A 24,240-nucleotide genomic window follows, 5' to 3' on the forward strand; every position below is an offset into this window, starting at 1 on the left:
GCTAAAGTATAATTCTTGAATATGATTTTCTCCGATGCGGCCCGGTCGCGCCGCTGTCGGGGAGACGCACACATGACCACCATCACGGAAAGCTATGTTCGCGAAGCGCCGCGCACCGCGCGGATCGACTGGTCGCCTTATCTCGTCGGCGCCGGGATCGGGCTCTTGAGCTGGATCGCCTTTGCGGTGTTCGGCGACCCGCTTGGCGTCACCACCGCCTATTCCCGCATCGCCTCGCTGTTCGCCGTCCCGGTGATCGGTCCGGAGGCGGTGGCGCAGAATTCCTACTGGAAGAGCATGCCGCTCAAATGGGACTACGGGGTCTGGTTTCTCGTCGGCATTCCCGCCGGCGCGTTCATCGCGGCGGTGATGTCGGGCACGTGGCGGCTCGAGCTCGTGCCTGACGTCTGGAAGGAACGGTTCGGGCCGTCGATCGCCAAACGCTTCGTCGGCGCATTCCTCGGCGGCACCGTCATCATGTATGGCGCACGGCTTGCCGGCGGCTGCACCAGCGGGCACGGCATCTCCGGCGGGTTGCAGCTCGCGGTGTCGAGCTGGCTGTTCCTCGCGGTGATGTTCGCCACCGGGCTCGGCATCTCCGCGCTCATGTTTCGCAAGCGATAGAGGAGAAGAGAGATGGCTGCGTTTATGACAATCCTTGGTCCGCTGCTGATGGGAACAGCTTTCGGTTTTCTGCTCCAACGCGGCAAAGTGACGAACTGCAACGTGATCGAGAACCAGTTCCGCCTGCGCGACTTCACCGTACTCAAGGTGATGGGCACTGCGATCGTGGTCGGTGGGCTCGGCGTGCTGCTGCTCGCCGATACCGGCAACACCAAATATTACGTGAAGGATGCCAACATGCTGGCGGTGGCGCTCGGCGCCGCGCTGTTCGGTGTCGGCATGGTGGTCTATGGCTATTGCCCCGGCACCGCGCTCGGCGCCATCGCCACGGGCAGTGTCCATGCGCTGGTCGGCGCGCTCGGCATGGTCGCCGGTGCCATCCTCTACGCGCTGAGCTTCGACTGGCTGAAGGCGCATGTCCTCAACGTCTGGGCGCTGGGCAAAGTTCGGCTTCCGGATGTCACGCACATCCCGGACATCGCCTGGTTCGCAGCGCTCGCGGTCGGCGCTGTGGCGTTCTTCTGGTGGGTGGAATCCGCTGAAGCCAAGCAGAAGCGGGGTTAACGCTTCAGCGCTTGCGTGGGCTGCAGAACAGCCGGTGCAGGGTCGAGAACAGCTCCTCGACCCGTCGGTCGGCGATGCGGTACCAGATGGTCTGGCTGTCGCGGCGCGCAGCGACCACGCCTTCGGCCTTGAGCTTGGCCAGATGCTGTGACAGTGCCGAGGCAGAGAGGCCGACCTCCTCGGCGAGCGTGCCGGCGCTGGCTTCCCCATATTCGACCAGCTTGCAGACGATCAGCAGCCGGTGCTCGCTCGCGAACATGCGCATAAGGGCGGCCACTTCCTTGGCCTGCCGTTCCAGCGCGCGCGTGTCTGTCTTGCTCATGTCTGACTTGCTCTTCTGCCGTCTTCAATAGCATCCATCCGCCAGTCGTCAAACGCACTGGCGCAGTGATGCAAGGGATGAACGGCAATTTCGATATTGCCTCTCGGGAGCTCAACATGGATTGATCTCTATCGGCTCCTCAGGTTCTTTGCGCGACCTTGCCTGGAACTGACGGGGAGCAGCAGAATGTCTGGCGGCGGAGAGTGTCGAGGGCGCGCTTTAGGTGCTCAGTTTCGGTCGGTTCTGTACCATCATTGTCCATGGTGGTATCTGGTGTCGTACCGAACGGAGAGGACCTTGTTGACCGATACGGGACTTCAGAAGCTCAAGCCCGGCGATCGCGACGGCATGGACGTTGCCGTCCTTCCCACCAGGCGCAAGCAACTGGGAAGGTGGCGACCCCATCATCAAGGTGGTGCATTGATGCGCGCCGCGTTGAAAATTGTGATGGCCGCGATATTTGCCGTGCCCGCTGCGGCGGCTCTGGCGAAGTCTCCGGACTGCGCGAGTTGGCCCACCAACATGGCCCTCGTGCACCTCAAGAACGCCGGCCTGATTGATATCCCGTCGGTGATCGAGGCGCAGACCAGGGCCGTTCGTCTCGCATCCGAAAAGATCGGCAAAGACCTCTACCAGCAGGTTTACGACATCACGTTTCGCACCAGCGATGGCAAGACGATCGAGGTCATCACGAACAGCCGGGCATCGAGCGAGGAATGCTCGATGAGCGGTGTCGACGTCTACGTTGTCTCGAACAGAATCGGCGGGGCGGTACAGCCGCGATCTGAGGGCGCGACCAAAAAGTGATCCGGCTGCGCCGAAAGCTCGAGAACTGGAATTGACCTGCAGCGCAGCCCCGGTTGGCCGGTGACTCCCCACAGGGTTCGATGCGAGCCAAGACTTCAGGCCGCCTTCGCCATTTTCCGCAGGTCCGGTGGCACCATGTTACGAACTTGAGGACTGACGCTCTGCATGTTCGGTCGGCGCGCATGACCCCAGCGCAAACGCGGGATGTCGAGCCTTCGGCCCCATGATACGGAGTCGGCATCGCCGCCTCCGGAGTCTGCCTCGATGTCCACTGCCGCCCCCAATTCGCCCGCCACCGCCGCTGAGACCGACCCCGAAACCCTCGGCTGGATGCGCGGATTCCCGCCGTCCCCGGACCGCCTCATCACCTTCCAGGACGGCTCGTTCCGCAGCTTCCCCGAACTGCGCTGGGCCTGGAGCAACATCCGCCAGCTGGTGCCCACGGTGAACGTCTGGCGTGGGGCAGGGCCGGCGTCGCCGCTGCCGCGTGAGGATCGCGACATCGGCGCGGTCGCCTCGACCACCATGGACGGGCGGCCCATGACCTTCGACAAGATGCTGGAGGAGACCTACACCGACGGCATCGCCGTGCTGCATCGGGGCAAGCTGATCTTTGAGCGCTATTTCGGCGCGTTGAAGCCGCACAAGCCGCATATCGGCATGTCCGTGACGAAATCGTTCACCGGCGTGCTCGCGGGCATTCTGGTCAGCGAGGGCAAGATCGATCCGCAGGCGCCCGTCACCGACTATGTGCCGGAGCTGAAGGCCAGCGCGTTCGGCGATGCCAGGGTGCAGGAGGTCATGGATATGACCACGGGGCTCGCATACACCGAAGTCTACACCGACAAGAATTCGCACGTCTGGGGCCTGCGGCGCGCCAGCGGCATGGCGCCGATTCCGCCCGACTATGACGGCCCCACCACCATCTTCGATTTCCTGATGGCGCAGACGAAGCAGGGCGAGCACGGCAAGGCCTTTGCCTACAAGACCGTCAACACCGACGTGCTCGCCTGGATCATCAGGCGCGCCAGCGGCATGACGCTGTCCGATTGTCTCTCCGAGCGGATCTGGCAACCGATGGGCGCGGAAGAGGATGCCCATTACCACGTCGACCGCATCGGCACCGAAAGCGGCGGCGGCGGCCTCTCCACGACGCTGCGCGATCTCGCCCGCTTCGGCGAGACCATCCGCAACCACGGCCACTTCAACGGCCGCCAGATCGTGCCTGCGACCGTCGTCGAAGACATTACGCGCGGCGGCGACCCCGAAAAGTTCAAGCCGGCCGGCTACACCACGTTGCCGGGTGCCTCATATCGCAATCAATGGTGGGTCACGCACAACGCCCATGGTGCCTACATGGCCCGCGGCGTCTACGGTCAGGGCATCTACGTCGATCCCAGGGCTGAGATGGTGATCGCGCGCTACGCCTCGCATCCCGTGGCGGGCAACGCAGCGAATGATCCCGTGACACTGCCGGCGTATATGGCGCTGGCGAAGGCGTTGATGGCGGGTGGGTGACTCGTAGGGCGGATTAGCCGCAAGGCGTAATCCGCCATCGATCGTCACGTCGCGCTGATAAATGGCGGATTACGCTTCGCTAATCCGCCCTACAGGCTGCCATCACCGCAAGATCGGTCGAGCGCATCATGGCCATCCGCGCCAAAGTGTAGCCGCCACGGAGGAGGGACGATGAAGGCGGCGCTGCAAAACTATCAGGACCGGATGCTGCGGGTGCTAGACCATATCGACCGTCACCTCGACGCCGATCTGGACCTCGACACGTTGAGCGCCGTCGCGGCCTTCTCGAAATTCCATTTCCACCGGCAGTTCACGGCAACCTTCGGGCTGTCGGTGCATCGCTATGTCCAGCTCGCCCGTCTGAAGCGCGCGTCGCATCAACTGGCCTACAGTGACGCTCTCGATGTCACCGACATCGCGATGGATGCCGGCTACGACGCGCCCGATGCCTTCGCCCGCGCCTTTCGGCAACGGCTCGGGCAATCGCCGTCGTCGTTCCGGAAATCGCCCGTGTGGGAGCCGTGGCTTGCGGCCTTCGGGCCTCTCGACAACGCGAGGAGCAAGATGATGCAGACGACTTTTTCCACCGACGACGTGACGATCCGCGATGTGCCGACCACGAAAGTGGCGATCATGGAGCATCGGGGCGACCCGGCGACGCTTCGCGCCACCATCCAGCGCTTCATCGCCTGGCGCAAGGCGGCGAACCTGCATCCCAGCACAAGTCCGACGTTCAATGTCTGGCGGTCCGAGCGGCGTCCTGCCTCGCCGGCTGACTACAGCGTGGACCTCTGCGTCGGCACCAACCGGCCGGTCGCGGGATGCGGCGAGGCGATCAAGGCCGGCGAGATCCCCGGCGGACGCTGCGCCGTGCTGCGCGTGGCCGGCTACACCGACAATCTGGAGCCCGCCGCGCTCTATCTCTATCGCGACTGGCTTCCGGCCAGCGGCGAGGAGGTACGCGACTTCCCGATCTATTGCCAGCGGCTGAGCTTCTTTCCGGAGGTGCCGGAGCACGAGACGGTCGCGGAGGTGTTTCTTCCTCTGAAATAGCGCGCTCTGACGGCGGCCCGGCTCTTCCTCTCGTTAGAGCGACGGGCCGTCGTCAATGATCAGGCTCGCGGCTCAACCGCGCGCTTCCTGCCAATGCGGATAGGTGACGTAGGCGGTGACCGCGCCTTGCTCGTGCGAGCGGATCGTGACGGTCTCGCCCTTCGGCATGTAGACGATCTCCCCGGGACTTGCGGTGACGGTGTTTCCGTCGCTGGTGACCGAGAGCTTTCCTTCCAGGACGAGCATGACATCGTCGACCGAGAGCTTTTCGTCGAGCTTCTGATTCGGTCCGTAGCGGCCAAAGCCGATGGTGATCGGCCCGCCATGGCGCTGGTCGATCACGTTACCGGCGAAGATGTCGCCGTCCTGCCCCGGTGAGCGTTCGAGCGAAGCGTCGGCGATGGCGAATTTGCGAACTTTCATGAATGCTCCATCCTGTGCAAGAGACTGGCGGAGTGAAAGAAACGCTCGGGCAGGTGCTTTTGTTCGCCTTGCGGGGCGGTTTGACGCAGGCGTGGCTGGAACGATTCAGCCGCGCTCCGGCCCGCGCATGCCACTGAAGAACTCGAGCAGGCTGAACGGCGCGCGGTCGCCGAGGCAGAAGCTCGAGGATCTGATGCGCGCCGGCGGCGGCCGATTGGCTGCGGGAGAACATCACATTTTCGTAAGTCGCAAGCGCAGCTTCGATGTCGAGGGGACGCGCGGCAATCGCCTTGCCGAGCTCGGCGCCGTCGAGCATGGCGAGGTTCGCGCCTTCGCCGGCGGGCGGCATCAAATGCGCGGCATCGCCGACGAGCGTCACGCCAGGCACGCGCGCCCAGCGATGGTCGTTCGGCAGCGTGTGGAGCATGCGCAGGACTGGTGGCGTATCGGCGTCGGTGACCAACGCGGTGAGCGCCGGCGCCCAGCCGTCGAACTCGGCCGCGATGCGCGCGACCGCTGCGACGACGTCGCTGAAGTCGAGGGCGGAGAACCATTCGTCCGAGCGTTTCAACGCGATGTAGGCGTGAAGGACGCTCTTGGGCTCGCGGTGCGCGAAAATGCCTTTGCCGGGCGCGAGCGCGAACAATGCGCCGCCGCCGACCGCTTCGGCCGCCGCGGGGTGCCTGATGTCAGCGTCGTGGAGATACATCTCGATGAAGGAGGTGCCGACATAGTCCGGCACAGCCTTGGACAGCAGCGGCCGCACCCTCGACCAAGCGCCATCCGCACCCACGAGCAGGTTTGTGCTTGCGCTGGAGCCATCGGCGAATCTCAGCTCATGCCGCCCGTCGCCGCGGGCGACAACGTCGCTGAGCTTCTTGTCCCATCGGACCGTCTCGGCGGGCAGGGAATCGAGCAGGAGGCGCCTCAGGGCACCGCGATGCACCTCGGGTCGTCCGCCCGTGCCGTCGTCCGGTCGGTCGAGCAGCACGCGCGCCTGAGGGTCGAGCACGCGCGAGGCTTGTCCGCCTTCGTGGATGAGGCCGCGGAATTCGCCGAACAGGCCCGCGTCCTTCAACGCAAGCTGTCCACTGTCGTCGTGGATGTCGAGCATCCCGCCCTGTGTCCGCGCGATTGCCGAAGCTTCGGCCTCGTACACCGTCGCCGGAATGCCATGAAGGTGAAGGACGCGTGCGAGGGTAAGGCCACCGAGGCCTGCACCGACAATCGTGACCGTTGGCATCATCGGGTCCTTCACGAAGAGTTATGGAACGATGTTCCAGACTATTGGAGCAACGTTCCATTCATGTCAAGATGGCGTCCATGGCCAAGAAGACTCACCGAATTGCACGCCGCACCGAGGCGCTATCCAGGGAGCGGATCGTCGCGGCCGCGATCGATATCCTCGACGCCGGTGGCGAGGGCGCTCTGACCGTCCGTGCGCTTGCTGCAGGGCTGGCAACGGGCAGCGGAGCGATCTACTGGCACGTCGCCGACAAGAATGAACTGTTGGCTGCAGCCGCCGATGAAGTCATCGCCCGTGTCATCACCGGGGCGGCCGGCAGCAAGGAGCCGCAGGAGGCGATCCGCGCAATTGCGCTGGGCGTGTTCGACGCCATCGATGCGCATCCGTGGGTCGGTTCCCAGCTCTTTCGCGAGCCATGGCGGCCCGCGACGCTGGAGATCATCGAGAGCGTCAGCGGACAGCTTCACGCGCTCGGCGGACCCCGCGCGGCGCAGTTCAACTCCGTGACCGCGCTCTTGCACTACATCCTCGGCGTCGCCGGACAGAACGCCGCAAACGCCCGGCTCGTCGCTCCCGGCACGGATCGATCGGCTTTTCTCGGCTCCGTCGCGGCGCAGTGGACCGCGCTCGATCCCGCGAAATATCCATTCGTGCGGCAGATGGCGGCGCAACTGCGCGACCACGACGATCGCGAGCAATTCCTTGCCGGCGTCGACTTGATCCTGGCCGGCATCGCAGCGGTTCGATGAGACGGAGCGTCGGGTGGATGAGCCGCGGCTGCGCGTAACGCAGTCCGCTGGTGTCATCCACCTCTTTTGTGGGTTACACCGACAATCTGGAGCCCGCCGCGCTCTATCTCTATCGCGACTGGTTTCCGGCCAGCGGCGAGGACGCCCGCGACTTCCCGATCTATTGCCAGCGGCTGAGCTTCTTCCCGGAAGTGCCGGAGCACGAGACGGTGGCGGACGTCTTTCTGCCGCTGAAGTAGGCCGTTGCCGAAGACGCGCCTCGTGGCTTGAGACGAGCCGCACGCGATGCACCTCGGGCCTTCCGCCCGTCCCAAGCCGACGTGCCCTGTGCCGCGAGAAGGGTCGAGACGGCCGGGACAAGCCCGCCTTCTGCGTTTGCAGGCGTCGTCAAGCCTGGAGCCAGCGCTGAAGGTCATCCGTTTTGGGAAGGCCACCGGCGTGGACGACCTTTCCGTCGATGACGATGCCGGGGGTCGACATGATGCCGAATTTGGCAATCGCCTCGTAGTCGGTGATCTTCTCGACGGTCACGTCGACGCCGAGCTTTGCCGCCTCGGCCTTGACCATCTCTTCGGTCGTCTTGCAGCGGGCGCAACCCGGGCCCAGCACCTTGATGTCTTTCATGACGTGTCCCTTTCAGGAAAACAGGGCGTTGAAGAGGAATCCGACCGCAAGGATTCCGCAGGCAACGACGGTGACGAAGACCGCGATCAATTTCAGGCTTAGCACCTTGCGCAGGATGATCATTTCCGGAAACGACAGGGCGATCACCGACATCATGAAGGCAAGGACGGTCCCCAGCGCCATGCCTTTGCCCAGCAGGGCCTCGACCACCGGGATGATGCCTGCCGCATTGGAATACATGGGGATGCCGAGCGCGACTGCGGCCGGCACGGACCACCACGCGTCGGCGCCCATGATGCGCGACAGCAACTCGGCAGGTACGTAGCCGTGGATGAAGGCGCCGGCTGCGATCCCGGCGATGATCCAGTACCAGACCTTGCCGACGATCTCCTTGACAGCGTTCCAGCCCGCCTCGAACCGATCGACCCAACTCATCTTGTCGGGCTGGACGTCGGTATCTCCCGCACGGACATTGCGGACCCATTCCTCCAACCAGCCCTCCAGATGCAGTCGGCCTATGACCCAACCCGAAACGATGGCAACGGCAAGTCCGAACGCCAGGTAGGTGAGCGCAACGCGCCATCCGACGAGTGCGAACAGCAGTCCGAGCGCGACCTCGTTGATCATGGGAGCGGCAATGAGGAAGGAAAAGGTGACGCCGAGTGGGACACCTGCCGACACGAAACCGACGAACAGCGGCACCGCCGAGCAGGAACAGAACGGCGTGAACACGCCGAGGCCGGCCGCGGCCAGGTTGCCCAGCCCTTCGCGCTTGCCCGCCAGCATCGCGCGCGTGTGCTCCGGCGAAAAGAAGCTCCGCACCACCCCCATGGCAAAGACCACGAGGGCCAGCAGCATCAGCACCTTGGGCGTATCGTAGAGGAAAAACTCGATCGAGGAGGCGAGCGCGCTGCCCTGAGGGATCGGCATTCGCGCAACCGCCGTTCGCGAAAAATCTTCGAGTTGTCGGTAGATCGCGAACCATGCCACGGTTGCGACCGCGATGCCGCCGATCCACGCAACCGGAGAGCGCCTGAACCCGAGTGCCTGGGTGGTCATGTCATGCAACTCTGCGACTGATCGAACACGGCGGTCCGGATGAGGCCAGACGCAGCGAGCCGCGTCGGGCAGATATGCCGACGCGTCTTCGCGTGCGCGCGGCCAGCATGACGAAGCGCTTAGGCGCAAATCGGCATGCCTGCATTGACCTTGGTCAAGTCACCAGCCTCAGGCCGGGCGCGACACCAGCGAAGCCGGCGGCGGGTTCTGCGACTGGCGCGGTCAGCCCGTGCCCTGGTGATCGCAACGCCGGACGCGCCGCAACGCTTACGCGTTCCGCGCGATCTTCTCGAACCGCTTCACCAGCCGCTCGCGCTTCAGCCGCGACAGCCGCTGGATCCAGAACATGCCGTCGAGCTGGTCGATCTCGTGCTGGTGGCAGACGGCGCGCAAGCCGTCGGGCTCCTCGCTTTGGATGGTGCCGTCGAGATCCTGATAGCTGATCCGCACACGCGCGTGACGCTGCACCTCGTCGCTAATCCCGGGCATCGAGACGCTGCCCTCGCGGTGCATGATTAACTCCGGCGAAGCCCATGTGATCTCCGGATTGACGTAGGTCCGCGGACCCTCCCTGGCGTCGAGTTCGAGCACGACGACGCGCAAGGGGACGCCGATATGCGGCGCCGTGATGCCGATGCCGGGCGCGGCGCGCATCGTCTCCAGCAGATCCGCTGCGAGTTCGCGCAGGGCGTCGTCGAACGCGGTGACGGGGCGGGCCGGCAGCGCGAGGCGGCGGTCAGGATAGCGGAGGAGGGGGCGGATGGTCATGATGTGATCGGCATCCGCACTACGCCCACACCGGCGGCGATCCGATGGACTCCCGCAAGGCGGCGGTCAGGATGGTCAGTTTTGCAGACGGCTGAGCCAGGGCCCGCAACAGGTAGATGCCGGTCTTCATCTCGTTCCAAGGTTCGCCGTCGATCGGGATTCGTGTCAACGTACCGGCGCGCACATCTGCGCCGACCACCCAGTCGGCAAGGAATGCCACGCCAATGCTGGCGAGCGCCGCGAGACGCATCGCTTCGAAATCGTCGCATCGAAACACGGCTTGCTGTTCGGGGGCTGTGCCTGCGGGGTGACCAAGCACGTCCGTCCAGCCGAGCAGGTCGGCGCCGTGCAATTTGTCAATCAGCCGATGGCCGGTGAGGTCGTTCCCTACGGTCGGCGTACCATGACGATCGAGATAGGCCGGAGTGGCGACCAATATCCTGGTCTGCGATGCCAGCTTGGTCGCGATCAGAGTACTGTCGGCAAGTTCGCCGATCCGGATCACGGCGTCCAGCCGCTCCAGCACTGGATCGGCGAGCCTTTCGGTGAGATCGAGCTCGATCATGAGGCCGGGATGATCCCGCATGACCGTTTCGAGAGTGGGGATCACGTAGCGCTTGCCGAAGGTCGGAAAGCAGGCAAGGCGAAGCACGCCGGCGACCGCACCATCGAAAGCGGCGATCTCGGCGTGCGTGTCGGCGAGGTCGTCGAGCAACCGCTGCGCGCGTTCGAACAGTCGCTCTCCGGCATCGGTCACCGCGAGCGCGCGGGTCGAGCGGACCAGCAGGGGCACTCCGAGACTCTGCTCGAGCGCGTCGATCTGCCTGACGATGGCTGAGGGTGTGACACCGCGATGACGCGCGGCGCTGGAGAAACTCCCGCCACGAACCACGTCGACATAGATGGCCAGATGCTCCGCAAAACGCGGATCTTTCATCTTTGCGCCTTTCGCAAAAGGGTTTCGAGTTCAACGTTCATTATCATCAAACCTCAAAAGCCGTATCTCCTCCCTCGCAGGCAAGCCCTGCGGGCCTAAGCCATTGATCAAAGGAGACTATCATGAAGGTTCTCGATCGCATCCTGTCGCAGTCGGCTTACACCGCGGACATTGATGTATCGCTCGACCAGGTGGACATTGCCGAATGGCTGTTCACGCTCTCCGAAGCCGAATATCTGCGTTGCTGCCCGCCTGATCACATTGCGGCCGGCGTCAGCACCACCGACGACGGACGCCGCATGATGATCAACGTCGAGCAGATCGGCACCGGCCTGGTCGTTCAGCACTATGTCGCCGAAGAGGCCGGCAAGACCTACTGCCGCATGAATTCAATCTCGGACGTGTTCACGGCCAATGGCAGGATCCAGGTCAACGTGATCTGGGAGCTGAAGGCCGAAACCGTCGATGGAGGACGTACCCGCTATACGAACAGCGTCACGGCGCACCCGACCGATGTCTTCATGGCATTCCTGGACAAGCACGGCCTGTCCTTCGACGACGCTGCCAAAGCGCGCCAGGCGGCCGGAAGCGATCACAATCGCCGCGAGACGCCATTGTTCGCCGCCAGCATCGCGCGGCGCGCCAAGGCGCGGGCGCAGGTGCAAGCGAAATGAGGGGGTCGTCTACGACAGCTTCGGTCCGGCGGAGGTTCTCCGCGTGGCCGAGGTGCCGAGGCCCGAGATTCGCGCCCACGACCTGCTGGTGCGTGTGAGGGCGGCAGGGATTAACCGCGCGGATATTCTTCAGCGCACCGGCGCCTACGGCAACCAGAGCTTTGGCGAGAGCAACCTGCTTGGCCTCGAATTGGCCGGTGAAGTTGTCGGCGTCGGCAGCGAAGTCGATGACGTCTCGATCGGGGAACGTGTGATGGCGATCGTGGGCGGGGAGCCTATGCCGAGTTCGCCCGGGTCGACCGCGACATGGCGGTCAGGCTTCCAGGCAATGTCTCATTCGTCGAGGGCGCGGCGATTATGGAATCGTTCGTCACGGCGGTCGAAGCGGTCTCGCATCTCGCAGGAATCGGGCAGGGTCAAACCGTGCTCATTCACGGCGCCGCGGGCGGAGTGGGCTCGGCATGCGTGCAGGTCGCGCATGCGCTGGGCGCCGTTGTCTACGCAACGGCGAGCGCTTCGCGGTTGGCGGATGTCGGCAAGATCGGCGCGGCCACTGTGATCGACTACCGGGCTGATGATTTCGAAAGCGTGGTCGCGAGCCGTACGGATCATCGTGGCGTCGACGCCGTGATCGACTTCGTCGGCGGCGACTACCTGCCGCGCAACTTTCGCAGCCTCCGGCCCGGCGGAACACTGGTGCAAGTCGGCCTTTTGAGCGGCCAGCGCGACACCTCGATTCCGCTCAACCTGCTGCTCTACAACCATCTGCGATTGGTCGGCACCGTCATGAAATCGCGTGGCGTGGACGAGAAGCGGGCGATGGTCCATCGATTCTTCGAGGGCTTTCTGCCGCTGTTCGTGTCGGGCGTGCTGAAACCGTTGGTCGACCGGGTGTTTCCGCTGGAACGCGCCGCCGATGCCCATCGCAGCGTGGAGCGCGGCGGTGGATTTGGAAAGGTTGTCCTTGCGGTCAACTGAACGCGCGCTGGCGGTAACGTCGTTGGCGAGTGCTCAATCCAACGGGATCGTTAAGGGTACTTCGCTGTGCAGCGCCACGCTGCTTGCCACTCACGGATGGTTGAAGCACCTCATTCTTGACGACCTACCAACTGGAAGGTAGTTAACGGTCATGACCAATGTATCTTCCACCGCTGACGACATTCTGGCCCGCGCCCGCACGCTGATCATCGCGGGCGGTTACAACGGCTTCAGCTACGCTGATATTGCGGAGGTGGTCGGCATCCGCAAGCCGAGCATTCACCACCATTTCGCCAGCAAGGTCGATCTGGTCCGTACCCTCGTGTCGCGCTATCGCGAGGAGGCCCAGGCGGGGCTTGCGGCGCTCGAGCCGCAACATTCCTGACCCGCGTGAGCAACTCGAAAACTATATCGCGTATTGGGAGGCGTGCATCACCGACGCAACGGCTCCCTTCTGCGTCTGCGCGCTGCTGGCTAGCGAGCTTCCGATCCTGCCGGTGGAGGTGGCGCTCGAAGTCCGCGCGCATTTCCGCTTCCTCGCGTCGTGGCTGACGTCGGTGATGGAGCGCGGCAAGCGGAAGGGGCGGCTGAAAATTTCCGGCACGGCCCGGGTCGAGGCCGAGGGATTCATGGCGACCATCCACGGCGCGATGCTGTCGGCGCGCGCCTATGGCGATCCAAAGATGTTCGGAGTGATCACCGCTCCGCTGCTGGATCGGCTGTCCGGCAAGCACTGAGAGACATCGGCGAAACGACAACGACACCCCGCGAGCATTTGGGGTGAACGCAATCGCGCGGCGCGCGCGTAAACTACCAACTACCAACTAGTAGGTAAAGAGGAGACTGCAATGACGCATCATCAACCGGATTTCGTTCGTGCCGATCGCGAACGATGGCTGAAACAATACTATTTCACCCGCGCGGCGTTCTCCATCGCCTGGGTCGCGGCCGCGTTTGCCGCAGGATCGTCGTCGGCGCTGATCGCTGGCACCTTGCTCGTGCTCTACCCGGCTTGGGATGCCGCGGCCAACTTCGTCGATGCCCAGCGCAGCGGAGGCCTCGGGCAAAACCGCACGCAGGCGCTCAACGTTCTCGCCAGCCTGGCGACCACCGTCGCGGTCCTCGTCGCCTTGCAGATCACCATGAACCTCGTGCTCGCGGTGTTCGGGGCCTGGGCGATCCTGGCTGGCCTGCTCCAGCTGGGGACGGCCATCCGGCGCTGGAAGAGTTTTGGCGCGCAATGGGCCATGGTGCTGAGCGGCGCACAGTCGGCGGTGGCCGGCGGCGTCTTCATATTTCAAGCCTCCACGCCCGCGGTGCCGTCGATCGCGACGGTCGCGGGCTACGTCGCAGTCGGCGCGATCTACTTCCTGGTCTCGGCAATCTGGCTCGCCGTCAGCGAATGGCGGCGTCGCGCGAGGCAAGTTCAATGCGAGTAAGTTTTGCGCCCATGCCTTGCACCGGGAGATGACAGGCCTGGCAAGAGCACATATGCGGCGCCGTGATGTCGGGTGCGTCGCGCATCGGGTCCTGCAGGTCAGCTCCACGCTCACGCAAGTCGTGTCGAAGACGGCGACGGGGCGTGGGGCGGAGGTCGAGACAGAGGATGATGGGGCGAATGGTCATGCAGGTTCATGCCATTCACGGATGGGTTGAAACATCCGTCCTTTTGCGAATGCCGCAGGCCATGAAGCGCTCGTTGCGGTCGTGCCGTGCCGCGACAGGACGGCTTTTCGGCGTGTACCGCAAATTTCGAGACTACAATGCCCCGGCCGAGACGGCTATGCTACAAGCCAGACAAGCTGGATCGCGGAACCGCTGTAAGTGCTCTCGGACGTTCTCAAGCGGAAGGAAATCTATAGTTACTTCAGCCGCGCTGCGATGGAGAAGGCGCATGCCTATCAGGCGCAGGGGCGCGTCTCGGCGCTGCGCGTCAGCGACGACCTGACCCACGTGACCGCAAAGGTGCGAGGGAGCGAGTCCAGCAATTATCGCGTCGACATCCAGCTGGAGTTCGAGCACGGCAGGCTCGTCGACCTTGATGGCGATTGCAGCTGTCCGATGGCCGTGAATTGCAAGCATATCGCCGCGACCCTGCTGGAAGCACTGAGCGACAAGCAGCCGGCGGCGCTGTGGCCCGTGCCACCCTTGCAGGTAGCCAAGCCTGCAAACAATGAAGCGCCGTCGGCTCCGCCGGTCCTGGGTTTCGAGGTAAACACCTGGATCGACAATGTCGGCCGCGCGGTGCGGAGCAGCGACGTTGCAGCCGACGACAGCCAGCGATTGCTATACTGCCTGCAGCCGTCGGACGACGCGATGCCCTGCCTCGCGGTGTCCTTGCGATCGGTCCGGGTACGCAAGGGCGGGGACTATGCCGATAGCTACACCAGTCCGAGTCTGTACGAGTTCAAACCGGAGCGAGCTCCGAAATATTTCCGTGATGTCGATGTCGACATCATGACCGCAGTGAAAGCCCGCGTCCGTGGTTATTCCGACCAGGGGCCGTATACGGAGGAAGTGTTGCGCCGCATCGTCGCCACCGGCCGCGCATTCTGGCGCGACCACAAGCGGGCGCCGCTGAGCTGGGGCGAGCCGCGCGAGGGCCGGATCGAATGGCGCCCTGGGCGCGGCAGGGGCGTTGCACCGACCCTCATCGTATCGGACGCGTTCGCGCTCAATGCCGAACCGCCGGTCTATGTCGATGATGCCAGCAGTGTGATCGGGGTCGTGCAGCTCGGCCTGCCGCCTCGGCTCGCCTGCCAGTTCCTGGCTGCCCCCTCCATCCCCCGCGCGCAACTCGAAGAAGTTTCGCGCCGCCTGGGCCAGAGGTTGCCGGAGCTCTACCACGGCATCCTGCCGGTGCCACCGGCGGCGGCGGTGCTCATCGACGAGGATCCGCGTCCCGTGCTACAGCTGAAGCTGGGACGTGTTGCCAGCTATTATCACTATTACAAAAAGAACGAACAGGTCGGTCCCGCCGGCGTGGCCAGCCTCGGCTTCCGCTACGGCGGACTCGACATCGATCCGACCCAGCGAGCGAGCCGGCTGGAGCTGTTCCAGGGCGGACAGGTCTATGCGATCGCGCGCCGCCTACCGAAGGAGAGGCTGGCACGCAAACGCCTCGTCGAGGCGGGTTTCGCCGAGGCAAGGTCTGTGCTGTCGTACCTCGATCACCGCCATGTCATGGACCTCACGCAGCGCGACCAGCGCGGCTGGTTCGATTTTCTCGCGCTGCACGCGGAGCAATTGCGGGCCGAGGGATTCGATATCTTGGTCGACGACGATTTTCCGTTTCGGCTCGCGGAGTCGTCAGGCGATTTTGACGCGGTGCTCGAGTCCAGCGGCATCGACTGGTTCGAGCTGTCACTCGGCATCGAGATCGAAGGCGAACGGCGCGATCTGGCGCCGCTGCTGGCTGCGCTGGTTTCGGCGCCCGGCTTCACCCCCGAATTGCTGACTGAGCTTGCAGACAAGGGCGAGCGCTTCCTGCTGCCCCTGGCTGACGGCCGGCATGTCGCGCTGGCTGCCGATCGCTTCCTGCCGCTCGTGCTGGCGCTGCATGGCCTGCACATGAGCGGCGCTTTCGAGGACTCCTCCAGGAAGATCAGACTGTCGCGCGCGGACGTCGTACCGCTGCTCGGCGTCGAGAACGAGCGCTTTGCCTTTCACGGGGCCGATAGTCTTCGCCACCTCGCAGGCCTGCTTCAGGCGCGAGGGCTGATCGCGCCGGAATTGCCGCCGGGTTTTTGCGCGACGCTTCGACCCTATCAGGCGCTGGGTGTGGCATGGCTCGATCTGCTCCGCGAGAGCGGGCTGGGCGGGATCCTCGCCGACGACATGGGGCTGGGAAAGACCGTTCAGGTCCTGGCGCTGATCGCACTGGAGAAAGCGCGAGGTCACCTCACCAATCCCGTGCTGGTCGTCGCGCCGACCAGCCTGATGACGAACTGGTCCGCGGAAGCGCGGAAGTTCGCGCCGGAGCTGAAGGTTCTCGTGCTGCACGGGGCAGATCGCAAGCATAAGTTTCCCGTCATCGCAGAGCACGATCTGGTCCTGACCACCTATCCGCTGATCGCACGCGACCGCGAGATAGTGCTCGCGCGGGAGTGGCACATGGCCGTGCTGGACGAGGCGCAGACGGTCAAGAACCCCGATGCCGCCACCACGCGATGGCTGCGCGAGACGAAGGCGCGGCATCGCCTCTGTATGACGGGCACGCCGATGGAAAACCATCTCGGTGAGCTCTGGTCGATCATGAGTTTTGTTAATCCGGGCTATCTCGGCGACAAGGCGGCTTTCTCGCGGCAGTGGCGCACGCCGATCGAAAAGCGCGGGGACAAGGCGCGGACCGCGGCCCTGGCGCAGCGCGTCAAGCCGTTCTTGCTGCGACGTACCAAGACCGAAGTGGCGACCGAACTGCCCCCCAAGAGCGAGATGGTGGAGAGTATCGCACTGGAAGGGCCGCAGCGCGATCTCTACGATTCGATCCGGCTTGCGATGTCGCGCAAGGTTCGCGAAGCCATCGCAAAGCAGGGCCTTGCCAAGAGCCACATCGTGGTGCTCGAAGCCCTGCTACGGATGCGGCAGGCCTGTTGCGATCCGGCGTTGCTGAAACTGAACGACGGCGTCGAACGGCCGTCGGCGAAGCTCGATCGCCTGATCGATATGGTGGGGGAACTGCTCAGCGAGGGACGCAAGATCATCATCTTCTCGCAATTCACATCCATGCTCGATCTGATCCGCAAGCGCCTCGACACGGGAGGCCTTAGCTACAGCGTTCTCACCGGCAAGACCAGGGACCGAAAGACGGCGATTGAATCCTTTCAGGGCGGCGCGGCCGAAATCTTCCTGATCAGCCTGAAGGCAGGCGGTGTCGGCCTCAACCTGACTGCCGCCGATACCGTCATCATCTTCGATCCCTGGTGGAATCCCGCCGTCGAGGAACAGGCGATCGATCGGGCCTACCGGATCGGGCAGGATAAGGCCGTTTTCGTTTACAGGCTGGTGGCGAGCGGGACGATCGAGGAAAAGATGGACGAGCTCAAAGCCAGAAAGCGCGCGCTCGCCGATGGCCTGTTCGACCGTAACGGCGGGATCGCGTCTGCACTCACGGAGAGTGATGTGAACGCTCTGTTCGACGCGTAGCCGGGCGTTTTGTGCGCGATACCCAGGTCTCAGAACTCGTATCGGCTCTGCACCATCCCGGACGCGAACGTCGTGGTTTCCACATGCCGGAGCGGCAGATCAGCGGCAAGCCGGCCAAACAGCGGAATGCCGTCGCCGAGGAGGACGGGAACGCGCGTCAGCACGATGTCGCTGATCAGCTTCTCCTGCAGAAACGACTGGATCACCCGGCCGCCGTCGACATAAGCACGTCGCCATCCCTCGCTCGCCAGCGCTTGCATGAGAAGCTGCGGCGCGAGCGAGGAGATCCGGACCTTGCCGCCGAGGTCGGCGCGCAGGTCGGCTTGCGACAGGGTTTGGCTCAGCACGACGACGGGCTTGGTGAAGGGCCAGCTGTCGAACGACATCACCTTCTCGAAGGTGGCGCGGCCCATCACCAAGCCGTCGACCGTATCCATGAACGCGTCGTAGCCGGTGTTCTCACCGGAGGCTGCGTACCTCGTCAGCCAGTCGATGTCGCCATCGGGCCGGGCAATGTAGCCATCGACGCTGGCGGCGATGAAGACATGGCCGGTCGTCTTTTTGGAGGATGTGTTCAATGTCTTTGAGCCTTGCGGAACGGCTGATCGAATTGCACATTCGCGATCCCGTATCGCAGGTCAAGATGTCTTCCGGCGGCCGAGAACAGGCGTGCAAAAATCTGCGACCACGGTGTCGGGCAGCGCTGTTCCCATTCGTCTTCCACCCAGACAGACATGACGGGAGACCAACATGAACGCATCCTCCTATCGCTGGGTCATCGTCGCCGCCGGCGGCCTGCTTGGCTGTGTCGCCATCGGCGGCATGTTTTCGCTGCCGGTGTTCCTGCAGCCGATCGCAAAGGACACCGGCTGGTCGGTGACCGGCATATCGAGCGCGATGACGATCGGCTTTCTGGCCATGGCCTTCACCAGCATGGTGTGGGGCACGCTGTCGGACAGGTTCGGACCGCTGCCGGTCGTGCTGACGGGATCGATCGTGCTGACGCTGAGCCTGTTCGCCGCGAGCCATGCGACCTCGCTGCTGGCGTTCCAGATCGTGTTCGGCCTCCTGACCGGCGCCTCCTGCGCGGCGATCTTCGCGCCGATGATGGCGACGGTCACCGGCTGGTTCGACACCCATCGCAGCCTCGCGGTGTCGCTGGTGTCGGCCGGCATGGGCGTGGCGCCGATGACGATGGCGCCGCTCGCAGCCTGGCTCGTCTCCCATCATGACTGGCGCACCGCGATGCAGATCGTGGCGCTGGTGGTCGGCGCCATCATGATCCCGGTGGCGCTGCTGGTGCGCCGTCCGCCCGCGCTCGCGCACGTCGCTGCCGCCCCCATCAGCGCGGGCGGCCCGCAGGCGGAGATGTCGATGGGCGAGGCGCTGCGCTCGCCGCAATTCCTGATCCTGCTCGCGACCAATTTCTTCTGCTGCGCCACTCATTCTGGTCCGATCATCCACACCGTCAGCTATGCCGTCAGTTGCGGCATTCCGCTGGTCGCGGCAGTGACGATCTACAGCATCGAAGGTTTTGCCGGCCTCGGCGGGCGCATCGCCTTCGGCCTGCTGGGCGACCGCTTCGGCGCCAAGCGCGTGCTGGTCTCGGGCCTGCTGCTACAGGCGTTCGGCGCGCTCGGCTATGTCGTCGCGCACCAGCTCGCGACGTTCTACGTGGTCGGCGCCATCTTCGGCTTCATCTATGCCGGCACCATGCCGCTCTATGCCGTGCTGATCCGCGAAAACTTTCCACTGCGCATGATGGGCACGGTGATCGGCGGCACGGCGATGGCCGGCAGCCTCGGCATGGCGACCGGCCCGCTCGCCGGCGGGCTGATCTACGACGCATTCGCCAGCTACGCCTGGCTCTATATCGCCTCCTGGGCAATGGGCCTCGGCGCCTTCCTGATGGCGATGAATTTCCGGCCGTTCCCGAAGCCGCAAGCCGAGGCGGCGCCGGCCGTGGCGTGACGAGGCCTATGACGCGATGCGCTTTTCGAAGAACAGATCCGGATACGGATCGTCGTTGAAGCGCGGGATCTCGCGCCAGCCCGTGCTGCGGTAGAGCTGGCCGGCTTCCGCCAGTGCGCTGTTGGTGTCCAGCCGCAGCAGCGCGATGCCGAGCTCGCGCGCGGCATCCTCGGCCGCGTCCATCAGGCGCCGGCCGAGCCGTAATCCGCGCGCGGCCGGGGCGACCCACAGACGCTTGATCTCGGCATAGCCGTGGTCCGTGCCCTTCAGCCCGACGCAGCCGATCGGCAGCGTGTCCGACATCGCGACGATGAAAGTGCCGCGCGGCCGGCGCATGTCCTTGGCGTTGGGGTCTCTCGAAAGAGAAACATCAAAACCCTGTTTGAAGCGGCGGCCGAGTTCGGCGTAATACTCGCTGAGGCAATAGCGGGCCTCTTCGCTCTGCGGGTCCATCCCGGCGAGCGTGACGCGCTCGCGCGTCAGTGCCGAGGCGATCAGGTCCATCGCCGCCAGCAACGCCTCGCGCTGCGAATGCCCTGCAATGAAGCTCTCGGCCTGCGTGTTCGACAGCGCCTCATACGCCGCAAATTCGCGCCGGCCCGCCCGCGTCAGCTTCGCCACGCGGCGGCGCGCATCGCCATCGTGCGCGGTGGTCTCGACCATGCCTTCGTCCTCGAGGCCTCGGAGGAGCCGGCTCATCAGCCCGGAATCGAGGCCGAGATAGTCGCGGATCTCGGCCACGTCCGAGCGCCCGTGCCCGATTGCGTTGAGCACGCGCGCGGCGCCGAGCGGCCGGCCGCGCCCGAGGAACGAGGTGTCGAGCGCGCCGACGGCGGAGGTCACGGCACGGTTGAAGCGGCGGACGCGGGAAACGGGATCGAGCATAATACCTGACTTTAGTCAGGTATTATGTCCCGGTCAACGGCGGCAGAACTGGTTTACTTTAGCTGCAGATCGCGCGGGGAATCATCCAGGTCGCAAAGGTCTGCCAGTGCCCGTCCTCGCGGCGGCGCTGGTAGGCGACGAAGTCGGCGCCGTCGCCATGCACGAGTTCATAACGATGGGCTTTGGAGGATGCGGTGGTGTTGGAATTGCTCATGGAACACTCCATCTCGAATGGGCTTTGCAGCTGAGTTAGGTGCAGTGCAGCAAAAATCCAATGGGAGGATGGTAATCATCCCATCACGTTCCGGAGAGCGGTCAGTCCAGCCCCAGCGCCTTGCGCGATTTGCGGGTGAGCTTTGCGACGATCAGGGCATGAGCCTGCGCCAGATAGGCAGTGAGCTTGGCGTCCGGCAGCGCGTTGTTGCCGGCGAGCTGCACCCATTTGGCGCGCGCGAGATACGGCGCTGGCCGTGCCACGCCATGTTCGATCAGGATCGCGTAGGCCATGTCCGAGACCTTGAACATGTAGCCGCCGGAACCCGAGGCAAAGCCACCGCTGAGCGCGAACATCTTGCCGCCAACCTTGAACACGGAGGTGCCTTCCCGCTGCACCACCTTGGTGACGGCAGGCAGGCGCAGGCAGCGTGTTTCAAATGTCTTGGGTGTCATGCGATCGCAATCGAGGCGGATCGGCTGCCGCTATGGCAACATGTATCCTCCAACCAGGGATGAATGGCCATGTCGCGAGTTTCGATCAAGACCAGGGACGATTTGCCGGAGGCGCTGAGGCCACTGTGGGACAAGATGGCGACCTACGGCGCGTTCGAGAACCAGGCCGGTGTCATGGCGCATCGGCTGCCGATCTTCAAGCATATGTGGTCGCTGCTGGTCGATCTCGCCAGCGAAGGCCAGGTGTCGAAGCGCCATCTCGAGCTTGCGCTGGTCACAGTCTCGCTGCTCAACAAGTGCGACTATTGCGTCTCCCATCACGCGCCAAAATTGGCTGTGCAGGGCGTATCGGAGCAGGGCGCCGCGCGCCTGGTCGACTACAAGGACCATCCCGAGCTGGATCAGCTCGACAAGCTCGTCGTCGAATATTCCATCGCCGTCACCAACAACTGGAACAAGACCCGCGACGAGATCTTTGCTCGCCTTCGCGCGCATTTCTCGGAAGCCCAGATCGTCGAGCTGACCTGGCGCATCGCGCTGTGCGGCGCTTTCAACCGCTTCAACGACATCCTTCAGCTCGAGGTCGAGCAGGACGTTCCCCACAGCGAGGCTGCCGAGTAGGCGGAGGTCGCCCGCCGGCTCAGCCTGAAGCTGCCGTGACGGAATCGCCGGCGCGGTAAGCGTCGGGGATGACGAACACCTCGTCGGCGCGGCCATAACCGCCGTCGGGGACTTCCTCGATCAGGACCATCGTGTGCGGCCGCGCCGCTTCGCCGAAATAGTCGACGAACAGCGCGGTGAGGCGATGCACGATCTCCGCCTTCTGGGTTCGCGAGAGCGCGGCCTGCGGGATCTTGATGTTGGCGAAAGGCATGATTGTCTTCTCCGTGTCAGGTGTCGTGCTGCGCGTCAGATCACGCCGCCGTTGGCGCGGATGATCTGGCCGTTGATCCAGCCGCTGTCGCGGCCCGCGAGAAAGGCGACGACGCCGGCGATGTCGTCGGGCTGGCCGAGGCGGCCGAACGGGTTCATGGCGGCAATGGCGCGCACCTGCTGCTCGCTCTTGCCGTCCAGGAACAGCCGGGTCTCGACCGGACCGGGCGCTACCGCGTTGACGGTGATGCGCCGCCCACCGAGCTCCTTGGCGAGGATGTGTGTCATCGCTTCGACCGCGGCCTTGGTCGCGGCGTAGACGCTGTAACCAGGCTGATAGAGACCGACGACGCTGGACGAGAAGCTGACGATGCGGCCGCCCTCGCGGAGCCGCCGCGCCGCTTCGCGCAGGGACCGGAACACGCTTTCGAGATTGACCGACATCTGCCGCGCGAACGACGCGTCGGTCATCTCGGCGAGCGGCCCGAGCTCCATGACCCCGGCATTGTTGACGAGGATGTCGACGCCGCCGAAGGCGCGCTCCGCCGCATCGAACAGCAGCAAAGGCGTTGCCGGATCGGCAAGATCGGCCTGCACGGCGATGGCGTGTCCGCCGGCGGCTTCGATTTCGGCAACGAGCGCGTCGGCAGCGTCGCGGCCACTGGCATAGTTGATGGCAACCGCGAGTCCGTCCTGCGCCAGCCGGCGGGCAATGGCCGCGCCGATGCCGCGGGAGCCGCCGGTGACGATCGCGGCGCGCTGGGATGGGGTGGTCATGACAGGTCTCCTCGATGTCTTCTGATCGGGAGATACGCGATCGCCATCGCCGGATAATCGTCCGAGACTTGCCATCACTTGTCGGCTGTGGTGAACAATCGTTCCATGGACCGTTTCGACGCCATGCGCCTGTTCATCCGCCTTGTCGAGCGGCAGAGCTTTACGGCTGCAGCAGCCGACCTCGGCATTCCCCGTTCGACGGCGAGCGAGGTGCTGCGCGGCCTCGAAACGAGGTTAGGCGCGCGCCTGCTCGAACGGACGACCCGGCACGTCACGCCGACGCTCGACGGCGAGGACTATTACCGCCGCTGTGTCGCCATCCTGGCGGAGGTCGAGGAGGCGGAAGCCGCGATGCGCGATGCACAGCCGCGCGGCCTGTTGCGTATCGACGCGCATCCGTTGCTGACGCGCACCTTCATACTGCCGCACCTGCCGGCGTTCCTGGCGCGCTATCCTGAGCTCGACTTGCAGATCGGGCAGGGCGACCGCCTCGTCGACCTCGTGCGCGAGGGCATCGATTGCGTGATCCGGTCCGGTGAGCCCGAGGACAGTGGGATGATCCTGCGCCGGCTCGGCACCATCGCGGAGATCACGGTGGCGAGTCCGGCCTATATCGCCAGCCACGGCATGCCTGTGGCGCCCGATGCGCTCGACGGCCACCAGATGGTGGCTTTCATCTCCTCGCGCACCGGTGATGTGCTGCCGCTGGAATTTTCCGTTGCGGGCGCGCTGCGGCACGTCATGCTGCCGAGCCGGGTGCGCGTCAACAATTCCGACACCATGGCCGATCTCGCAACGCTCGGCTTCGGTCTTGCGCAGGCGCCGCGCTATCGTTTCGCGGACGCTCTCGCCAGCGGGGCGCTGGTCGAGGTGCTGGCGGACTATCCGCCGTCGCCGACGCCGCTCTCGGCGCTCTATCCGCAGAACCGCCAACTCGCGCTGCGCCTGCGCGTGTTTCTGGAGTGGATCGCTGGCATCTTCGCCGTAGCGAAGCTGTAGGGAGAAGCGGGCTACAATCCCTTGCGTTGCCCGAGGGGCGAAACACACAAGTCACGGGTCAATCCGCACTTGCGAAAATATTCCACTTTACCGAAATTCTGTTTTGGCGTAGTCATGCGCCACCTCACCCCGTTCAGAGGGGCGTATCGCGATCGTCACGAAACGTGGGGTGGGCTGCGGTGGACGCTAGTCACATCGGCGCGACAGGCATCGCAGGGCGGGCAACCGTGAGCGAGGGCCATTGCGCATACGACCGGTGCGATCTGCGTACGGCAAAATCGTGTGGTCCTGGCGCCCGTAGGCTGGCGTCAAGCGTTGCGGTGATGTGGCGGCCCGACCGGGCGCGCGCATCACCAGCCGCAAGGCGACGGGGGCAATAGTGCATCGCTCCCCGGGGAGAGTACGACATAAGCCGTCAAACCACTGCGCAGGGAAGGCCGGATGTCTGGCCACACCTGTATGCCGCTGTGCAGCCTCTTGTAGCGCAACCTTCGCACAGTGGACCGTGGGTGCCCGGCCGGCACCCGGTCTTCCCTGCGCCCTCTGACAAAGGAGGGCGGGACGATGTAGAGCTC

General features: G+C 64.5%; 26 protein-coding genes and 3 pseudogenes. 16 read left to right on the forward strand and 13 right to left on the reverse strand.

The window, feature by feature from the left end; translation table 11 throughout:
* Nucleotides 1-72 precede the first annotated feature (72 nt).
* The gene (locus ACQ86E_RS28320) at nucleotides 73-624 is read left to right on the forward strand and encodes a YeeE/YedE thiosulfate transporter family protein (RefSeq protein ID WP_431202781.1); all 552 of its coding nucleotides are present in this window, start codon (nucleotides 73-75) and stop codon (nucleotides 622-624) included.
* Between the two features lie 12 nt (nucleotides 625-636).
* On the forward strand, nucleotides 637-1,188 hold the full coding sequence (locus tag ACQ86E_RS28325; protein WP_431202782.1) for a YeeE/YedE thiosulfate transporter family protein: 552 nt from the start codon (nucleotides 637-639) through the stop codon (nucleotides 1,186-1,188).
* A gap of 4 nt (nucleotides 1,189-1,192) precedes the next feature.
* Here ACQ86E_RS28325 and ACQ86E_RS28330 read toward each other — a convergent pair whose 3' ends face one another.
* Nucleotides 1,193-1,510 (reverse strand): ArsR/SmtB family transcription factor, encoded by a 318-nt coding sequence (locus tag ACQ86E_RS28330; protein WP_431202783.1) that lies wholly within the window; start codon nucleotides 1,508-1,510, stop codon nucleotides 1,193-1,195.
* Between the two features lie 297 nt (nucleotides 1,511-1,807).
* On the opposite strand from ACQ86E_RS28330, the gene ACQ86E_RS28335 reads away from it, so the two are divergent.
* The 3 genes from ACQ86E_RS28335 to ACQ86E_RS28345 all read left to right on the forward strand — a co-directional run bounded on the left by ACQ86E_RS28335 (nucleotide 1,808) and on the right by ACQ86E_RS28345 (nucleotide 4,888).
* Nucleotides 1,808-2,317 (forward strand): hypothetical protein, encoded by a 510-nt coding sequence (locus tag ACQ86E_RS28335; RefSeq protein WP_431202784.1) that lies wholly within the window; start codon nucleotides 1,808-1,810, stop codon nucleotides 2,315-2,317.
* A 264-nt stretch (nucleotides 2,318-2,581) separates the two neighbouring features.
* Nucleotides 2,582-3,835, forward strand: a complete 1,254-nt coding sequence (locus tag ACQ86E_RS28340; protein WP_431202785.1) for a serine hydrolase domain-containing protein — start codon at nucleotides 2,582-2,584, stop codon at nucleotides 3,833-3,835.
* A 171-nt stretch (nucleotides 3,836-4,006) separates the two neighbouring features.
* The gene (locus ACQ86E_RS28345) at nucleotides 4,007-4,888 is read left to right on the forward strand and encodes an AraC family transcriptional regulator (protein WP_431202786.1); all 882 of its coding nucleotides are present in this window, start codon (nucleotides 4,007-4,009) and stop codon (nucleotides 4,886-4,888) included.
* Nucleotides 4,889-4,960: 72 nt separating this feature from the next.
* Here the strand turns inward: ACQ86E_RS28345 and ACQ86E_RS28350 are convergent, their stop codons facing one another.
* The gene (locus ACQ86E_RS28350) at nucleotides 4,961-5,311 is read right to left on the reverse strand and encodes a cupin domain-containing protein (RefSeq protein WP_431202787.1); all 351 of its coding nucleotides are present in this window, start codon (nucleotides 5,309-5,311) and stop codon (nucleotides 4,961-4,963) included.
* Nucleotides 5,312-5,416: 105 nt separating this feature from the next.
* Nucleotides 5,417-6,557, reverse strand: a pseudogene (locus tag ACQ86E_RS28355) (FAD-dependent oxidoreductase).
* A gap of 77 nt (nucleotides 6,558-6,634) precedes the next feature.
* On the opposite strand from ACQ86E_RS28355, the gene ACQ86E_RS28360 reads away from it, so the two are divergent.
* Together ACQ86E_RS28360 and ACQ86E_RS28365 are read left to right on the forward strand one after the other, a co-directional pair.
* Nucleotides 6,635-7,306, forward strand: a complete 672-nt coding sequence (locus tag ACQ86E_RS28360; protein WP_431202788.1) for a TetR/AcrR family transcriptional regulator — start codon at nucleotides 6,635-6,637, stop codon at nucleotides 7,304-7,306.
* A 68-nt stretch (nucleotides 7,307-7,374) separates the two neighbouring features.
* Nucleotides 7,375-7,545, forward strand: a pseudogene (locus ACQ86E_RS28365) (GyrI-like domain-containing protein); the annotation flags it as partial.
* Nucleotides 7,546-7,693: 148 nt separating this feature from the next.
* On the opposite strand, the gene ACQ86E_RS28370 reads toward ACQ86E_RS28365, so the two are convergent.
* From ACQ86E_RS28370 to ACQ86E_RS28385, 4 genes are all read right to left on the reverse strand, one after another.
* Complete coding sequence (locus ACQ86E_RS28370) at nucleotides 7,694-7,930, reverse strand: thioredoxin family protein (protein ID WP_431202789.1); 237 nt, start codon at nucleotides 7,928-7,930, stop codon at nucleotides 7,694-7,696.
* A 12-nt stretch (nucleotides 7,931-7,942) separates the two neighbouring features.
* Nucleotides 7,943-8,989, reverse strand: coding sequence for a permease (locus ACQ86E_RS28375; RefSeq protein ID WP_431202790.1), 1,047 nt, complete (start codon nucleotides 8,987-8,989; stop codon nucleotides 7,943-7,945).
* A 267-nt stretch (nucleotides 8,990-9,256) separates the two neighbouring features.
* Nucleotides 9,257-9,757, reverse strand: coding sequence for a peptide deformylase (locus tag ACQ86E_RS28380; RefSeq protein ID WP_431202791.1), 501 nt, complete (start codon nucleotides 9,755-9,757; stop codon nucleotides 9,257-9,259).
* A gap of 19 nt (nucleotides 9,758-9,776) precedes the next feature.
* The gene (locus ACQ86E_RS28385) at nucleotides 9,777-10,694 is read right to left on the reverse strand and encodes a LysR family transcriptional regulator (RefSeq protein WP_431202792.1); all 918 of its coding nucleotides are present in this window, start codon (nucleotides 10,692-10,694) and stop codon (nucleotides 9,777-9,779) included.
* Between the two features lie 122 nt (nucleotides 10,695-10,816).
* On the opposite strand from ACQ86E_RS28385, the gene ACQ86E_RS28390 reads away from it, so the two are divergent.
* From ACQ86E_RS28390 to ACQ86E_RS28415, 6 genes and pseudogenes are all read left to right on the forward strand, one after another.
* The gene (locus ACQ86E_RS28390) at nucleotides 10,817-11,368 is read left to right on the forward strand and encodes a hypothetical protein (protein ID WP_431202793.1); all 552 of its coding nucleotides are present in this window, start codon (nucleotides 10,817-10,819) and stop codon (nucleotides 11,366-11,368) included.
* Between the two features lie 94 nt (nucleotides 11,369-11,462).
* A complete protein-coding gene (locus ACQ86E_RS28395; protein ID WP_431206581.1) occupies nucleotides 11,463-11,927 on the forward strand; it encodes an alcohol dehydrogenase catalytic domain-containing protein in 465 nt (154 codons plus the stop codon).
* Complete coding sequence (locus tag ACQ86E_RS28400; RefSeq protein WP_431206582.1) at nucleotides 11,834-12,346, forward strand: zinc-binding dehydrogenase; 513 nt, start codon at nucleotides 11,834-11,836, stop codon at nucleotides 12,344-12,346. The genes ACQ86E_RS28395 and ACQ86E_RS28400 overlap by 94 nt, the downstream gene beginning before the upstream one ends.
* A gap of 151 nt (nucleotides 12,347-12,497) precedes the next feature.
* Nucleotides 12,498-13,083, forward strand: a pseudogene (locus tag ACQ86E_RS28405) (TetR/AcrR family transcriptional regulator).
* A 111-nt stretch (nucleotides 13,084-13,194) separates the two neighbouring features.
* Entirely contained in the window at nucleotides 13,195-13,785 is a 591-nt protein-coding gene (locus tag ACQ86E_RS28410; protein WP_431202794.1) for a DUF308 domain-containing protein, read from the forward strand.
* Nucleotides 13,786-14,170: 385 nt separating this feature from the next.
* Nucleotides 14,171-17,491 carry an SNF2-related protein gene (locus ACQ86E_RS28415; protein ID WP_431202795.1) on the forward strand — a complete coding sequence of 1,107 codons (3,321 nt, stop codon included), beginning with the start codon at nucleotides 14,171-14,173 and terminating at the stop codon, nucleotides 17,489-17,491.
* Between the two features lie 29 nt (nucleotides 17,492-17,520).
* On the opposite strand, the gene ACQ86E_RS28420 is transcribed toward ACQ86E_RS28415, so the two are convergent.
* Nucleotides 17,521-18,069 carry a dihydrofolate reductase family protein gene (locus tag ACQ86E_RS28420; protein WP_431202796.1) on the reverse strand — a complete coding sequence of 183 codons (549 nt, stop codon included), beginning with the start codon at nucleotides 18,067-18,069 and terminating at the stop codon, nucleotides 17,521-17,523.
* A 172-nt stretch (nucleotides 18,070-18,241) separates the two neighbouring features.
* Between ACQ86E_RS28420 and ACQ86E_RS28425 the strand changes: the two genes are divergently transcribed.
* A complete protein-coding gene (locus tag ACQ86E_RS28425; RefSeq protein ID WP_431202797.1) occupies nucleotides 18,242-19,462 on the forward strand; it encodes an MFS transporter in 1,221 nt (406 codons plus the stop codon).
* Nucleotides 19,463-19,468: 6 nt separating this feature from the next.
* Here ACQ86E_RS28425 and ACQ86E_RS28430 read toward each other — a convergent pair whose 3' ends face one another.
* The 3 genes from ACQ86E_RS28430 to ACQ86E_RS28440 form a co-directional block, all read right to left on the reverse strand.
* A complete protein-coding gene (locus tag ACQ86E_RS28430; protein WP_431202798.1) occupies nucleotides 19,469-20,347 on the reverse strand; it encodes a bifunctional helix-turn-helix transcriptional regulator/GNAT family N-acetyltransferase in 879 nt (292 codons plus the stop codon).
* Nucleotides 20,348-20,405: 58 nt separating this feature from the next.
* Complete coding sequence (locus ACQ86E_RS28435; protein WP_431202799.1) at nucleotides 20,406-20,561, reverse strand: hypothetical protein; 156 nt, start codon at nucleotides 20,559-20,561, stop codon at nucleotides 20,406-20,408.
* 101 nt (nucleotides 20,562-20,662) lie between these two features.
* On the reverse strand, nucleotides 20,663-21,016 hold the full coding sequence (locus tag ACQ86E_RS28440; RefSeq protein WP_431202800.1) for an MmcQ/YjbR family DNA-binding protein: 354 nt from the start codon (nucleotides 21,014-21,016) through the stop codon (nucleotides 20,663-20,665).
* 69 nt (nucleotides 21,017-21,085) lie between these two features.
* Here ACQ86E_RS28440 and ACQ86E_RS28445 point away from each other — a divergent pair, with 69 nt between their 5' ends.
* Nucleotides 21,086-21,637 (forward strand): carboxymuconolactone decarboxylase family protein, encoded by a 552-nt coding sequence (locus ACQ86E_RS28445; RefSeq protein ID WP_431202801.1) that lies wholly within the window; start codon nucleotides 21,086-21,088, stop codon nucleotides 21,635-21,637.
* Nucleotides 21,638-21,656: 19 nt separating this feature from the next.
* On the opposite strand, the gene ACQ86E_RS28450 is transcribed toward ACQ86E_RS28445, so the two are convergent.
* Together ACQ86E_RS28450 and ACQ86E_RS28455 are read right to left on the reverse strand one after the other, a co-directional pair.
* Nucleotides 21,657-21,890, reverse strand: coding sequence for a tautomerase family protein (locus ACQ86E_RS28450; protein ID WP_431202802.1), 234 nt, complete (start codon nucleotides 21,888-21,890; stop codon nucleotides 21,657-21,659).
* Between the two features lie 35 nt (nucleotides 21,891-21,925).
* Nucleotides 21,926-22,666 carry an SDR family oxidoreductase gene (locus ACQ86E_RS28455; protein WP_431202803.1) on the reverse strand — a complete coding sequence of 247 codons (741 nt, stop codon included), beginning with the start codon at nucleotides 22,664-22,666 and terminating at the stop codon, nucleotides 21,926-21,928.
* A gap of 105 nt (nucleotides 22,667-22,771) precedes the next feature.
* Between ACQ86E_RS28455 and ACQ86E_RS28460 the strand changes: the two genes are divergently transcribed.
* Nucleotides 22,772-23,665 carry a LysR family transcriptional regulator gene (locus ACQ86E_RS28460; protein WP_431202804.1) on the forward strand — a complete coding sequence of 298 codons (894 nt, stop codon included), beginning with the start codon at nucleotides 22,772-22,774 and terminating at the stop codon, nucleotides 23,663-23,665.
* Nucleotides 23,666-24,240: the final 575 nt, after the last annotated feature.

The sequence above is a fragment of the Bradyrhizobium betae genome (assembly GCF_050632175.1).
Taxonomy (GTDB): domain Bacteria; phylum Pseudomonadota; class Alphaproteobacteria; order Rhizobiales; family Xanthobacteraceae; genus Bradyrhizobium; species Bradyrhizobium betae_B.